A 13,410-nucleotide genomic window follows, 5' to 3' on the forward strand; every position below is an offset into this window, starting at 1 on the left:
GAATGACGTCATGGGCTTGATCGCCGACACCCCGCTCGAGGTCGACGACGAGGGCCTGGCCGTGGAGCGGGACGCCGACGCGGCCGGCCGGATCATCGGAGACCGCGACATCCGGCTGCTGTTGCGGGAGAACCGCATCGCCCTGTCCCGGGGCGAGACGAGCCGGGTCTCGGACACCGTGTGCGACGTTCCGCTGACGTGCGTGGTCCACTCGCATCCGCAGTGCCGGTTCGTCTGGTCGCGGCTGATGGTGGACCTCACACCGACCCCCGACGCGGTGATCAAGGACATGGCGCCGCGAGAGGTCATGGCGGATCAGCCCGTCGAGCTCAAGACCACCGTGGGGGTCGGGCTGAAGTTCGAGATCGCCGCCAAGGCGCTGAGCGCCGAGGCCAAGCCCGAGTACTCCAGCAGCCAGACCGTCTACTATCCCCGCATCGTCTCGTCGGGCACCGGATTCACCCGGGGTTACTGGGACTTCCTCGCGCTCGGCGAGCGCTACCTGCACGCCGACCGCGAGCTGCGCCTGCTGGTGTCGGCGCCAGAGGGCCGGCCGGTGCGGGCGCGCTTCCAGCTCCGCGCCCGCGTGCGGTTCGGCGGGCTGGCCGGGCTGATCCCGCTGCTGGCCAGGGGCGGCGCCATCGACGAGGTTCATCGCCTGGACGAGTGAGAGCCCAGCGCCTCCAACATCGCGCGGGCCTTGGCCCGTTCGACGTAGTCGTACGCCTCCACGGTGCGGCCCAGGGCGAGGCAGGTGGCGACCATCCGCTCGTACACCTCCACACGGGGCTCCCACCCGTAGAAGTGGAGCTGGTCCTGTTCCGCCTCCATGCTGGCGCGCGACCGCTCCAGCAGCTCGATGCTGCGCCGGTAGTGGTCGTAGGCGGTCCGCGGCTCGCCCGCCCGCTCGTACGCCTTCCCGAGCTCCAGATGGGTGATGCGGATCTGCGACTCGCCACGGCCGGCGTCGAGCGCCTTTCGCAGGAGTTCGATGGCGCGGGCCGGGTCGCCGTGTTCCAGGTGGGCGGCGCCCGCGCCGAGAAGGGTGGCGGCAGGGACCTTCCGGCCCGGAATGGCGCGGCCGGCGCGTAACGCCTCGTCGTACCGGCGGATCGCCTCGCCGAGATCGCCCCGCTGGCGGGCGGTGTTGGCCAGACCGTCCAGGGCCAGCGCCCTGGCGCCGGCGGCCGAGGGCGTGGCAGGCTCGCCGAGCCGCCCGGATTCGGCCAGCGCCAGCGCTTGGCGGAGCTGCTCCCCCGCCTCCGCGTAACGCTCCTGGCGCGCGTACAGCGTGGCGACGCTGTGGTACAGGGGGTAGCGGACGAAGGGATCTCCCAGGTCGTCGGCCAGCTTCATGGCGTTGCGGTACTGCCATGCCGCCCCCGAGTAGTCCAGGAGGCGATCGGAGTAGAGGTCGCCCAGCGTGCGCAGGGTCTCCGCGTGCTCCCGCTGAATGCGCCGGCGCGTCGCCACCTGGGCCGGCGGGTCCACTCCGGGGAGGAGGCGGTACGCGGCCTCGATCAGGTCGAGTGCCCCCTTCCGCGTCGCGACCGCCGCGTCGATGTCGCCGAGGTCGAGGTGCACGTTGTACTCCACGCCCAGCAGGTCGATCTTGCTCAGCTCCAGTACCAGAGGTGTGCCCGGCGCGTCGCCGAGCTCCTGGCGGGCCTGGTCGAGCACGCGCAGCGCCCGTTCGGGGTTCCCGGCTTGCCGCTCGGCCACGGCCAGGTCGTACAGCGCCTGCCGGCTGTCGGCGGTGTCGCGGCGCCGTTTCGCCAGCCGCCAGAGCCGGCGCCGCAACCGTACGGCCCGCTCGGGACGGTTCAGCGACTGATGAACCAGCGCCAACGTCGCGTACGCCGACCAGCGCAGGTCTGGGTCCGCCAGCGGACCGGGCGCCGCGACCAGCCGCGCCAGCCACAGACCGGTCCGCCACCGGCCGCCGGTCACGAGCCGGGGAACCCAGGATTCGGCGCCGAACGCCAGCAGGTACGCCGCCATCCCGGCCATCGCCGCGTACAGCGAGGGTTCGGCGAACGTACGGAAGATGGAGTCGTCCGGGCTGAACAGGCCCCCGACCAGCACGAGCGCGATGGGTACCTCCACGACGAGCCGGAACCCCGCCAAGACCGCCAGCCCCGCCCCCAGCACGGCGGTCACCTCCGCGGCGGCGGCCGCGTCCAGCGGTTCGCGCAGCAGCCACAGGCAAAGGGCCACAGGAGCCGCCAGCACGTACGGGGACAGCCGCGGCCAAGCCCGCCAATCGGCGCGCACGGTCCGCACACCCAGCGCGAGAGGGATGGTGAACAGCACCGCGCGCGACACCGACAGCCGATCCGCGCTCGGTGTCAGCGAACTCAGAACCTCCGGCACCAGCACGATTCCGGCGATGATGGCCACCACCATGCGGCTGATCGGGGAAAGCTGGGACTGCTTCACACCTTCCGACGTTCCCCCGGACGCGCCGCCTCAAGAGGCCTTGATCGCCTCGCGTACGGCCGGGACGATCTCCCCGGCCCAGCGGCCGAGGGTGACGAGGTCGGCGACACCGTGATCGGCCGAGAAGAGGATGAAGCCCGACGCGTCGTGCTCCAGCACGGCGCCGGTCAGCTCCTCGACCCACTGGCCGACGGAGCCGCCGATCCAGCGGCCGTCGCCGTCGCGGGTGGCGGGCAGCGGCCGGTCGGTGATGCGGCCAGGGAAGTTGTAGATCGTACGGATCTCGCGCGGGTCCCGGCCCGCGGCCGCCGCCGCCTCGTCGATGATCGGCCGCGAGGTCCGGTAGCGCTCGCTGAGCCAGTCCGCCGCGTGGCCGGGGAGCCAGCCGTCGGCCACGCGGCCGGTGGCGGCCAGGGATCTCGCGCCGTTCGATCCCGTCCACACCTGGGGCGCGGCCACGGGAGCCGGCTCGATCTGGCGCACCTGGTAGTGGCGGCCCTCGTGGGTGACCGGCGGGCCACCGCCCGACAGCTTCTTCACCAGGACGATCGCCTCCTCGAACGCGTCCACGGCGGCGCCCGGCGACAGCCGGGGCACGCCCATGTCGGCGATCCGGTCCCACAGCCCGCCCGCGCCCATGCCCAGCACGACGCGGCCCTGCGACAGCGCCGACAGCGACGTGACGGTCCTGGCCAGCATGGGGGCGGGGCGGGTCGGCAGGTTGGTGACGTTGGCGAGGCCGGCGATGTGCCGCGTACCGCCCAGGATGAAGCCGAGGGCGGCGTACGCGTCCAGGCGCCCGCCGAGGTAGGGGTGGTCCGACAGCGACAGGAGGTCGAGACCGTCGCGGTCGGCCTGCTGGGCCATGCGCAGCAGCTCCGGCGCCTCGTCGACGCTGCTGTGCGCGCCGAAGCCGAAGACGACGTCGTGTCCGGACAAGGTTCTGCCTTTCCTTTCGAATTTCATGATCACGGATCAGACGCGGACGGCGCCGAACTGCTCGGTGAAGCGGCCGGTGAACAGGTCGGCGCCCTTGTACGCCGACACCGTCCCGGCCGGCACGACGGCCGGGCCGTCGGGGCCGGGCAGCTGGCCGACGCCTCCGCGCGGTCCGAGCGGGAGCAGGATCATGGGGTGGGGCAGCGGCCGGTAGACGGCCGTGGGCCGCTCGCCGCGCAGCTGGGCGAGGATGTTGGCCGCGACGACCTCGGCGTGCTGCATCGCGTACCCGGCCATCTTGGCCTCGGGGACGTCGGTGAGGTCGCCGATCGCGTAGACGTGGTCGTGCCCGCGGACGTTGAGCCTCCCGGTGACCCGCACCTGCCCCTGCGGGGTGCGGGTGGTGAGCCGGCCGTCGGCGAGGTAGTCGCTGTTGACGCGCACGCCGTAGGCGCGGAACCAGATGTCGGCGGTGAGCTCCTCCCCGCCGGCGGTGGTGACGGTGAAGGTCCCGGCCCGGCCGGGCTCGGTCGCCGGCGGCGCGGTCAGGCCGGCGCCCAGCCGCAGGTGGATGCCGAGCTCGCCGAGCTGGCGGTGCAGGTCCGCGCGCAGCTCCGGCTCGAACCCCGCCAGGAGTTCCCCGGCCGGGTCGAGGACGGTCACGTGCTTGTGCGCCCAGACCTCCTTGATCTCCCCGGCCAGCTCCAGACCGACCGGGCCGGCGCCCAGGATCAGCACGCGTTCGGCGCCGGCCAGCTCCTTGTGGGTCCCGCGCAGGTCCTCCAGGGCCTGCTCGGTGGAGTCGGCGACGGGCTTGGCCGGGTAGGTGTAGCTGGAGCCGGTGGCCAGGACCAGGTAGTCGGCCTCGACCCGCTGCCCCGAGGCCAGGGTGACGCCGCCGGGGTCGACGGAGACCGCGCGGTCGCGGATCACCGTGCCCCGGGTCAGGAACCCGCCGTAGGGGAAGAACATGTTGCTCCCCCAGTCCGGCCGGGTCACCGACCGCAGCGACCCGGCCGTGTTGAAGAACGCGTCCCGGGGATCGACGAGGACCACCTCGACGTCGGCCTCGGCGTCCAGCGCCTTGGCGAGCGCCGAACCGCCGTAACCGCCGCCGACGACCACCACTTTACGACTCATGATTGCACGCCCCGATCAACAAAATAGGTTGAGTTCGTGCTACGAACCATATTAGTTCGCTACACGAACTGCAACCCGGGGATGACCTCAAGCGTGCTCGGCGGGCTCCAGGAAGACCACGGGGACCTTGTTGTCCTGCACGACCCGGCCGAGCAGGCCGGCGAGCGTGTCACGGTCGCCGGCGGCGAGGCCCGTCGTCAGGTCCTCGATCCGCCTGCAGGTCTCCGTGTAGAACTCCGCGGCGAGCTCGGAACCCTTCCCGGTCAGCGCGATCCGCAACGCCCGCGAGTCGTGCGGGTCCGGTCTGCGCTGGACCAGGCCGTTGCGCTCGGTGCGGTCCACCAGGCCGGTGAGGCTGGACTTGGCCAGCCCCAGCGTCGCGCCCAGCTCGCTCATGCCGTACGGCTGCGCCATCAGCACGCACAACAACTGCCCCTGCTGCGAGGTGAGCCCATATTCCCGGGCGGACTCGGCGTACACGGCGTTCACCAGGAACGTGGACCGCACCAGCCCGGCCACCACCCCGATCCGGCCATCATCATCATGCTTTTCCACGCGCTCAGCGTAACATTCAACCGCCCTACAATTCGTAGGACGAACTACTCACAGGCGGGTGGTCACGTAGGTCTTGCGCACGGTCTCGTGCACGCGCCACTCCCCCTGCCGGCCCGCGGGCATGACCAGGGTGCTCCCGGGGCCGACCTCCTGGGTCGTGCCGTCCTGGCCGACGATGGTGGCCCGCCCGGACAGGATCTGGCAGACCTCGTGGTAGCCGTCGCGTACGGCGGTGAACGGCCCCGGGCCGGCGGTGCTCGCGTCCGGTACGACGATGCTGTTCATCTCTGCTCCTGGTCGTCCGAGCTGCGGCGGGCGATCCTGTCGGCGACCCCCAAGACGGGTGACGTCAGCTCGGGGACGGGGCCAAGGCGGACGGTGATCGGATCTCCGGCGGGCGGCCGCAGGGTGACCTCGTCCCCGTTCACCCGCACCTCCGGCGCGAGCGGCTCCGGCTCGGCCGTGAGCAGGACCAGGCTGACATACACGGCGGTCCCGCCCGGGTGGACGTCGCGGATCAGGTACGGCGTGGCGGAGTGCGCTCCGAAGGCGTTCACGCCGTGCCCGCCCGCCACGCCCGCCCCCGTGTAGCCGTGCAGCCCGCGCACCACGCTGGTCAGGCCGTCCGCGCGCCGGGCCAGCGCCCAGGCGTCCCCGGAGCTCACCTCGGGGGGCCGCGGACCGGCCAGCGCGTGGCCGCCGTCGCGCACCTGGTGTCCGGCGGGCGCCGTGACCTGGTGGATCCGGATCTCGGCCGGGCCGTCGACCACGGAGGCGGTCACCACGCGGACGGGCCCGTCCTGGTACGCCGAGGCGGCGAAGCGCTCGCCCACGGCGAGGGGTTCGATGCGGCGCCGCCGGGAGGGCTCCCCCTCGGGTGAGACGACGGCGAGCTGCCCGTCGACCGCCTGCTCGCCGATGTCGGGGCCGGTGTGGCTGGTGTAGGCGAGCCTCAGGTAGTGCGGGTCCGGCGGCCCCGCCGGGTCCTGGACGCGGTCGCGGTCGCTGCCGTGGTTGACCAGCCGGACGACGCCGTCCGCGCGGGTGGCGTGCAGCAGCCAACCGGGCGGGGGCATCGCCACGACCTGGTCGGCGAGGTCGACCGGCGCGGCCTCCTCGGCGTCCGTCCAGGCCGGGTGCCCGGGGGGCAGCAGCAGGCCGAGGAAGGCCTTGCTGGCCCAGTACGGCGAGGCGGGGCCGGAGTAGTCCTGGGTGCCGGGCGGGAAGGCGTCGTACCAGCCGCAGGTGAGCAGGCCGCGCTCGTCGGGCGCGCCGCGCTCGACGAAGTGGCGCAGCACGCCGCTCGCGATCCGCCTGGTCCGCCCCGGGGGCAGGGGCGAGGCGCCGGTCAGCGCGCCCAGCCAGAGCGGAACGACCGTCGCGAACCGGTAGATCAGGGACCGCCCCTGGTGCACCGGCCCCCCGTCGGCGGCGAACAGGTGCTGGTAGTGCTCCAGGAACCGGCTCAGGCGCTCCGCGTAGAGCCGCGCGCGGGCGGTGTCGCCGGCCATCCGCGCCCACAGCGACGGATACAGGTGCATCGCCCAGCCGGAGTAGTAGTCGAAGTTCTTGCCCTTGCCGTCGGAGTACCAGCCGTCGACGACGTACCACTCCTCGATCCGCTCCAGCCCGGCGGCGATCTCGCCGGGCTCGTGCGGCCCGCCCACCTCGGCGAGGAACTGCTCCACGACGACCTGGAACAGCACCCAGTTGTTGTCCGGCGTGCGCCGCCCGACGAACCCGGCCAGCCAGGCCACCACCCGCTCCCGATGCGCCGGGGAGAGCCGGTCGAACAGCCAGGGCCGGGTCTCGTGCAGCGCGAGCGCGATGGACGCGGCCTCCACGAGCGGCTGCGACATGTCCGTCAGGGGCGGCCAGGCGTACGGGTGCGCTGGGTCGGTGCCGGCCACCAGCCCCGCGGCGTAGCGCTCCAGCAGGGCGGGCGGCACGTCGCCGCCCGCCCCTGCGATGCGGAAGGCCGCGAGCAGGAACGTGCGGGCGAACCCTTCCAGCCCGTCGCTGACGGTGCCCGACCGGCTCGGTCGCCCGGGCAGGCGGTATTGGGCGAAGCCGTCCGTGGCGTACGGCACCACGGAGTCGAGCAGGTGGTCCGCCACGCTCTCCCAGTGGGCGCGGGTCCAGCCGGTGAAATCGGACAGCCGCGGGTCGGCGGGCGGGAGGCGCAGGGGGGAGGACATGGACCGGATACTACGGCATCCACCTGCGCCGACCCTCGGTGGTTCGGCGGGTCCCGTGTAAACGGTTTAACCCCGCCTCACACGTGCAGGAGAGGGCGGACGGAGTCACGGACGATGATGTGCGTGCCGAGCATCACGTGCCGGCTCGCGCCGGCGGTGTCGGTGTCCAGGGCCAGCCGCACCGCGGTACGGCCCAGCTCCTCGTGCGGCACGTGCACGGTGGTCAGGTCGATGTCGTCGGCCGGCGGAAGGTCGTCGAACCCGACCAGCGACACGTCGTCCGGCACCCGCAGGCCGCGCTCCCGCAACGCCGCCCGGGCCCCGGCCGCCATCAGGTCGTTCCCGGCGAACACCGCGGTGAAGTCACGCGGCCCCGCCTCCAGCCGCTCCCGCATCATGCGGTAGCCGTCGCGCCGGTCCATCACCACGCTGTCCACCTCCAGCCCGGGGTCATGCGGCACCCGGTGCGCGGCCAGCGCCGCCCGGTAGCCCGCGATCCGGCTCTCCGGCGTCGTGTAACCGGCCCGCCGCCCCAGGAACAGGATCCGCCGGTGACCGGCCGAGAGCAGATGGCCGGTGATCGCCTGGGCGCCACCGGTGTTGTCGTACTCCACCACGATGGCCGGCACCTTCTCCCCCAGCGCCGGGCGCCCGCACAGCACCAGCCGCGACCCCGCCACCGCCAGCGCCCGCGCGTAATCCGCCATCCGCTCCCGGTAGGCGTCGTCGATCGGCATGTTGCCGACCAGGATCACCGCCTCGGCGTGCTCCTCCCGCAGCAGCCGCACCATGGCCAGCTCCCGCTCGGCGTCCCCGCCCGTGGTGCCCACGATGCACAGCCGGCCCTCGCGCACCGCCTGGTCCTGCACCCCTTGCGCCACATGCGCGTAATGCGGGGACACCACCGAGTTCACCACGATCGCCACGCTCTTCGGCCGCGCCCCCGCCAGCCCGCGCGCGTGCGCGTTGGCCACGTAGTCGAGCTCCCGGACCGCCCGCATCACCCTGCTCCGCGTCGCGGGAGCGCTCGGGTACGAGCCCGACAGGATCCGCGACACGGTCGCCACCGACACGCCGGCGTGCTTGGCCACGTCCCTGATCGTCGAGGGACGCGGCCGACCATCCTCAGGAACGGCCCGGCGAGGCATCCATCCCCCCATCCCCGGCGGTTAAAACGGTTTAACGATAGCGCACGACCGCGTGGCGGGGCGCCGGTCGCCGGCGACGGCGTCCGCGCCGGGGCCTCGTAGGCTGGCCCGCGTGGAGATCCGCGACAGAACCCCTGACGACCTGGACGCCTGCACGAAGGCCCTCGCCGAGGTCCAGGCCCGCGACCGCTACCCCGTGGACTGGCCGCGCGACCCGGCCCGCTGGCTGACGCCCGACGGCATGGTCAGGGCATGGATAGCGGTCGAGGGGGAAGCTGTGCTCGGCCACGTGGCGCTCACCCGGGACATGGAGGTCACCCGCCTGTTCGTCACCCCCGCCGCCCGCGGGCGCGGCCTGGCCGCCCGGCTGCTCGGCACCGTGCGCGCCGCCGTCGAGACCCCTCTCAAGCTGGAGGTCTCCTCCGAGGGGACGGCCGCCATCGCGTTGTACGAACGGTCCGGCTGGCGCAGGGTCGGCAGCAGCCGCGCCCGCTGGCTCAACGCGGCCGGCGAGCCGGCGCTGGTGTACCACTATGTGAGCCCGCCAGATACATCAGGAACTTAAATAAATTTCTGATATATTCTGCCGTCGATGGCGCCTACGCAGGAGACGACGATGTTGCAGCCGCAGCCGATCCACGTGCCCGACGACGTGCTCGCCGACCTGCGGCGGCGCCTTGAGCTGACCCGCTGGCCGGACGACGTGGGCAACGACGACTGGCGCTACGGCGTCAACGGGGCCTACCTGCGGGAGCTCGTCGACTACTGGCACACCGGCTACGACTGGCGCAAGGCCGAGGCCGCGATCAACGCCTACGAGCACTACCGCGTCGAGGTGGACGGCGTCCCCGTGCACTTCATGCGCAGGCCGGGCGTGGGCCCGAGCCCGACGCCGCTGATCCTCACCCACGGCTGGCCGTGGACGTTCTGGCACTGGTCCAAGGTCGTCGACCCGCTGGCCGACCCCGGCGCGCACGGCGGCGACCCGGCCGAGGCCTTCGACGTCATCGTCCCCTCGTTCCCCGGCTTCGGCTTCTCCACGCCGCTGCCGGATCACCCGGACATGAACTTCTGGAAGGTCGCCGACCTCTGGCACACCCTCATGACCGAGGTCCTCGGCCACGAGAGGTACGCCGCCGCCGGCTGCGACGTCGGAGCCCTGGTCACGGGCCAGCTCGGGCACAAGTACGCCGCCGAGCTGCACGGCATCCACATCGGCTCCGGGCAGAAGCTCACGCTGTTCAACGGCGACCGGGCCTGGGACCTGAGCGGCGGGCAGCCCATCCCCGACGGCCTGCCCGCCGACGTCCACGCCCGGATCGTCGAGCTGGACAGGCGCTTCGCCGTCCACCTCGCCGCCCATGTCCTGGCCCCGAGCACGCTCTCCTACGGCCTGACCGACTCGCCCGCCGGAATGCTCGCCTGGATCCTGGAGCGCTGGGTCAGCTGGAGCGACAACGGCGGCGACATCGAGTCGGTCTTCACCAAGGACGACCTGCTCACCCACGCCATGATCTTCTGGGTGAGCAACTCGATCGGCACCTCGATCCGCACGTACGCCAACAACAACCGCTACCCCTGGACCCCCTCCCACGACCGGCAGCCGCCCGTCGAGGCCCCCACCGGCATCACCTTCGTCGGCTACGAGAACCCGCCGGGCGTCACCACCGACCAGCGCGTGCGGCACTTCGCCGGCAGCGACCGCGGCGCCTGGTACAACCACGTCAACCTGACCGTCCACGACCGCGGCGGCCACTTCATCCCGTGGGAGATCCCCGCGGAGTGGGTCGACGACCTGCGGCGCACGTTCCGCGGCCGCCGGTAGGTCACCGGCTCTCGCGCAGCCGCAGCTCCACGTGGGCATGGCGGAACGGGACGGTCATGCCGTACGCCGCCGCCAGTTCCGCGTCCTGGGCGCGGACGAAGTCCAGCACCAGGCTGTCCTTGACGCCGAACACCGCGTCCGAGTCGAGGTAGGGGGACTCGGAGACGAAGACGTGCGTGGTGAGCGGCGCGTGGCCGTCGGCGCCGGCGATGAAGTGGATGTGCGCCGGCCGGTAGGGGTGGCGGCCCGCCGCAGCCAGCAGCTCACCGACCGGCCCGTCGTCGGGGATCGGGTACGGGGCGGGAAGGATCGTGCGGAAGGCGAACCGTCCCTGCTCGTCGCAGGTGAACAGGCCGCGCAGGTGCCCGGTGGGGACGTCGTCCCGCTGGACGTCGTAGAAGCCCTTCTCGTCGGCCTGCCAGACGTCCACGACCGCGCCGGGAAGAGGGTGGCCGCCGGCCGCGAGCACCTGCCCGGTCACGAGCGTCGGCTCGCCGCCGGGCACCAGGGAGATCGCGTCGCCGAGCCGCCGCGGCGGGGAGTCGACCAGGTGGAACGGCCCCAGGACGGTGGAGTCCGTGGCCCCGGCGGGCGCCCGGTTGGCCATGGTGTCCACGAGCATCGACAGGCCGAGCACGTCGGACAGCAGGACGAACTCCTGGCGGGTGTCGTCGCAGGTCTGCCCGGTCCTGGTGAGGAAGCCGACGGCCGCGTCGAGCTCGGCCTGGGTGAGCTCCACGTCCTTGGCGAAGGCGTGCAGGTGGCGGACGAGGCTGGTGAGGACCTGCCGCAGCCGGGCGTCGCGGGCGCCGGCGAACGACGCCGCGACGACGTCCTCGGAACGCTCTTCGGAGAACCGAACGGGAGTCTGTGACATCGTGATCACGTCCTGGCGGCGTTGGGGCGTTGTCCCCCAGCATGACCATGGCCGGCGGGGCGCCGCTACCCGGAGGCGGCGGCGCGCAGGTCCGCCGGGGTCCACCCGGCGGTGCCCGCCACGATCCGGACGGCCGCGCGGGCCAGCGGCTCCAGCCCCGCCACGTCGACCTTGTCGATCGTGTCGGCCGAGTCGAACAGGTACATCGGCGCCGACAGGAAGTGCACCAGCGGCACCCCCTCGGGATGGAAGAACGCGCCGTCCGTCGGCGGCATCGGCGAGAACACGTCGGGGGGCAGGACGAACGACCGCCGCAGGTCCTCCGCCTCCAGCGTCGCGGCGACCAGTTCCTCCAGCTGGGGGGCACGCGTCGTGAACCACCACCTGACCTCGGGCTCGGCGGTCGGCACGAGCGCGCCGTCCACCGCCTCGCAGCGGAGCGCGGCGTGCTCCAGGTGGAGTTCGAGCACGACGCCGGCCAGCTCCGGCCGGTGGCGGTCGATGAAGGCGCGGGTGCCGGCCGCGTGGGCCATGTGCCCGGAGGTGAGCAGGAACGTCAGGTTGTGCGGGCGTTCCCCGGCCGGGACGCGGGCCCAGTGGCGGGCGGTGGCCAGGACGAGGGCCAGGCCGGAGGCGTCCTCCACGGCCGAGGCCCAGGGGGCGTCGTGGTGCGAGGCGACGATGACCGTGTGGGGCGAGCCCCCCGGGAGGGTGGCGACCACGTTGTGGGTGATCACGGTGTCGGTGGCGGACTCGGCGATCAGCTCGCCCTCGCACGGGAGGCGGGCCAGGAGCCGGCGGGCGTCCGTCCCTGACAGCCACAGCGCGGGGATGGGGCGCTCGACCGCGTCGTAGGGCACGTAGTAGTCGCGGGTCTCCCAGGGGAGGCCGGTCAGCGCGCCGACGAAGCCCGCGGCCCCGGCGGCCAGGGCGGGCTCGACGACCTCCATCATCCGCGGGCCGAACGGGATCGTCTGGACGAGGGTGTCGAAGACGCCCTCCGGGTCGTACGCCGAGGTGGCGAGCGTCTTGACGTATGACTGCGGCAGCTCGCTGAAGGTCACCTCGTCCACGACGATGTCGCCCGGGCGGGCGTCGGCCGGCCGGGCGATCCGGCCCCGCAGGCCGCCGGTCGGCGCGGTGTGGGGCAGCGGCATGCCGGTCCACGAGGTGCCGTCGTCGAGGCGCAGCAGCCCGGTGCCCGGCTGCCAGCGCCGCACCTCGACCGGCTCGAGCGTCACCTCCAGGCCGAACTCCGCCAGGCGCTCGGCCAGCCACCGCTCGGTCCACGCGTCCGCCGGGTAGCCGGGGCGGCGGACGCCCTGCGCCACGACGGTCTCGATCCAGCCCAGCATCTCCGCCGCGGAGGGCACGTGCTCCATGGCCACGATCCAACCATTGACACGACCCCCTTGTGAAGCGAGAGTTTCGGTCATCCGTACAAATTGTGGAGGCTGTATGAAGTTCGTCGTGGCCGCCGTCGCGCTCGTGCTCGGGCTCCTGGCCAGGCCCGCCCAGGCCGCGGACACCATCGAGGCGCACTACAAGGTCGCGGGCCCCTGGACGGTCACGACCGCCGACGCGCCCGGATACAAGCTCTACTACCCGGCCGGCCTCGGGGCGGGCGGCTTCAAGCACCCGATCATCACGTGGGGCAACGGGACCAACGCGGTGCCCACGCAGTACCCGGGGCTGCTCAACCAGCTGGCCTCCTGGGGGTTCGCCGTGGTCGCCTCCACCGACACCACGACGGGCACCGGGTCCGAGATGATCGCCGCGGCCCAGTACCTCATCGACCGGAACACCGACAGCTCCAGCGTCTTCTACGGCAAGCTCGACGTGACCAGGGTCGGCGCGGTCGGCCACTCCCAGGGCGCGGGCGGTTCGGTGAACACCGCCACCAAGTCCGGCGGGATCATCGACACCGTCGTCCCCATCGCGCTGCCCGCCCCGATCTGGGTGAGCGCGGGCGACGCGTTCCACGTGGACCAGCTGACGTGCCCCGTGCTGTTCGTCAGCGGGTCCAGTGACACGATCATCTCCCCGAACTCGGCGCTGCAGGCGTACTACGACCAGGTCCCGGGCGCGGCGGCCAAGGCGGTGCTCAAGGGCGCCGGCCACAACACGGTCCAGGGCACGGGCGGCGGCTTCCTCGGCTACGTGACGGCGTGGCTGATGTACCAGCTCCAGGGCGACACGTACGCGCGCGGCGCCTTCGCGGGCGCCTCCCCCGAGATCAACACCAACGCCGGCTGGCAGAACCAGGTCGAGAAGAACCTTCCTTGACGA

At 72.7% G+C, this 13,410-nt stretch carries 13 protein-coding genes; 4 read left to right on the plus strand and 9 right to left on the minus strand.

The window, feature by feature from the left end:
• Nucleotides 1–10 precede the first annotated feature (10 nt).
• The gene (locus H4W80_RS12505; RefSeq protein WP_192785247.1) at nucleotides 11–670 is read left to right on the plus strand and encodes a hypothetical protein; all 660 of its coding nucleotides are present in this window, start codon (nucleotides 11–13) and stop codon (nucleotides 668–670) included.
• Here the strand turns inward: H4W80_RS12505 and H4W80_RS63550 are convergent.
• The 7 genes from H4W80_RS63550 to H4W80_RS12540 all read right to left on the minus strand — a co-directional run bounded on the left by H4W80_RS63550 (nucleotide 652) and on the right by H4W80_RS12540 (nucleotide 8,362).
• Nucleotides 652–2,439, minus strand: a complete 1,788-nt coding sequence (locus H4W80_RS63550; protein WP_192785248.1) for a tetratricopeptide repeat protein — start codon at nucleotides 2,437–2,439, stop codon at nucleotides 652–654. The genes H4W80_RS12505 and H4W80_RS63550 overlap by 19 nt on opposite strands.
• A gap of 30 nt (nucleotides 2,440–2,469) precedes the next feature.
• Nucleotides 2,470–3,378 carry an LLM class flavin-dependent oxidoreductase gene (locus tag H4W80_RS12515; RefSeq protein ID WP_192785249.1) on the minus strand — a complete coding sequence of 303 codons (909 nt, stop codon included), beginning with the start codon at nucleotides 3,376–3,378 and terminating at the stop codon, nucleotides 2,470–2,472.
• Nucleotides 3,379–3,414: 36 nt separating this feature from the next.
• Entirely contained in the window at nucleotides 3,415–4,518 is a 1,104-nt protein-coding gene (locus tag H4W80_RS12520; protein ID WP_192785250.1) for an NAD(P)/FAD-dependent oxidoreductase, read from the minus strand.
• Between the two features lie 87 nt (nucleotides 4,519–4,605).
• Nucleotides 4,606–5,073: a MarR family winged helix-turn-helix transcriptional regulator gene (locus H4W80_RS12525; RefSeq protein ID WP_318786832.1), complete on the minus strand. Its 468-nt coding sequence runs from the start codon at nucleotides 5,071–5,073 to the stop codon at nucleotides 4,606–4,608.
• 48 nt (nucleotides 5,074–5,121) lie between these two features.
• The gene (locus H4W80_RS12530) at nucleotides 5,122–5,358 is read right to left on the minus strand and encodes a cupin domain-containing protein (protein ID WP_192785251.1); all 237 of its coding nucleotides are present in this window, start codon (nucleotides 5,356–5,358) and stop codon (nucleotides 5,122–5,124) included.
• Nucleotides 5,355–7,271, minus strand: a complete 1,917-nt coding sequence (locus H4W80_RS12535) for a DUF2264 domain-containing protein (RefSeq protein WP_192785252.1) — start codon at nucleotides 7,269–7,271, stop codon at nucleotides 5,355–5,357. Before H4W80_RS12535 ends, H4W80_RS12530 begins: the two co-directional genes overlap by 4 nt.
• A gap of 77 nt (nucleotides 7,272–7,348) precedes the next feature.
• Nucleotides 7,349–8,362 carry a LacI family DNA-binding transcriptional regulator gene (locus H4W80_RS12540; protein WP_318786833.1) on the minus strand — a complete coding sequence of 338 codons (1,014 nt, stop codon included), beginning with the start codon at nucleotides 8,360–8,362 and terminating at the stop codon, nucleotides 7,349–7,351.
• A 169-nt stretch (nucleotides 8,363–8,531) separates the two neighbouring features.
• Here H4W80_RS12540 and H4W80_RS12545 point away from each other — a divergent pair, with 169 nt between their 5' ends.
• Nucleotides 8,532–8,984, plus strand: coding sequence for a GNAT family N-acetyltransferase (locus tag H4W80_RS12545; protein WP_318786834.1), 453 nt, complete (start codon nucleotides 8,532–8,534; stop codon nucleotides 8,982–8,984).
• 27 nt (nucleotides 8,985–9,011) lie between these two features.
• Nucleotides 9,012–10,244: an epoxide hydrolase family protein gene (locus H4W80_RS12550; RefSeq protein WP_192785254.1), complete on the plus strand. Its 1,233-nt coding sequence runs from the start codon at nucleotides 9,012–9,014 to the stop codon at nucleotides 10,242–10,244.
• 1 nt (nucleotide 10,245) lies between these two features.
• On the opposite strand, the gene H4W80_RS12555 is transcribed toward H4W80_RS12550, so the two are convergent.
• On the minus strand, nucleotides 10,246–11,121 hold the full coding sequence (locus H4W80_RS12555; RefSeq protein ID WP_192785255.1) for a dioxygenase family protein: 876 nt from the start codon (nucleotides 11,119–11,121) through the stop codon (nucleotides 10,246–10,248).
• A gap of 65 nt (nucleotides 11,122–11,186) precedes the next feature.
• Nucleotides 11,187–12,503, minus strand: coding sequence for a M28 family peptidase (locus H4W80_RS12560; RefSeq protein ID WP_192793447.1), 1,317 nt, complete (start codon nucleotides 12,501–12,503; stop codon nucleotides 11,187–11,189).
• Nucleotides 12,504–12,579: 76 nt separating this feature from the next.
• Here H4W80_RS12560 and H4W80_RS12565 point away from each other — a divergent pair, with 76 nt between their 5' ends.
• Nucleotides 12,580–13,407 carry a poly(ethylene terephthalate) hydrolase family protein gene (locus H4W80_RS12565; protein WP_192785256.1) on the plus strand — a complete coding sequence of 276 codons (828 nt, stop codon included), beginning with the start codon at nucleotides 12,580–12,582 and terminating at the stop codon, nucleotides 13,405–13,407.
• Nucleotides 13,408–13,410 lie beyond the last annotated feature (3 nt).

It is taken from the genome of Nonomuraea angiospora, assembly GCF_014873145.1.
Taxonomy (GTDB): Bacteria; Actinomycetota; Actinomycetes; order Streptosporangiales; family Streptosporangiaceae; genus Nonomuraea; species Nonomuraea angiospora.

Bases quoted from the DNA above. Each gene is read 5' to 3' on its own strand.
- H4W80_RS12520 (WP_192785250.1), bottom strand. From the start codon at position 4,518: ATGAGTCGTAAAGTGGTGGTCGTCGGCGGCGGTTACGGCGGTTCGGCG.
- H4W80_RS12550 (WP_192785254.1), top strand. From the start codon at position 9,012: ATGGCGCCTACGCAGGAGACGACGATGTTGCAGCCGCAGCCGATCCAC.
- H4W80_RS12560 (WP_192793447.1), bottom strand. From the start codon at position 12,503: ATGGAGCACGTGCCCTCCGCGGCGGAGATGCTGGGCTGGATCGAGACC.
- H4W80_RS12555 (WP_192785255.1), bottom strand. From the start codon at position 11,121: ATGTCACAGACTCCCGTTCGGTTCTCCGAAGAGCGTTCCGAGGACGTC.
- H4W80_RS12535 (WP_192785252.1), bottom strand. From the start codon at position 7,271: ATGTCCTCCCCCCTGCGCCTCCCGCCCGCCGACCCGCGGCTGTCCGAT.
- H4W80_RS12530 (WP_192785251.1), bottom strand. From the start codon at position 5,358: ATGAACAGCATCGTCGTACCGGACGCGAGCACCGCCGGCCCGGGGCCG.
- H4W80_RS12505 (WP_192785247.1), top strand. From the start codon at position 11: ATGGGCTTGATCGCCGACACCCCGCTCGAGGTCGACGACGAGGGCCTG.
- H4W80_RS12565 (WP_192785256.1), top strand. From the start codon at position 12,580: ATGAAGTTCGTCGTGGCCGCCGTCGCGCTCGTGCTCGGGCTCCTGGCC.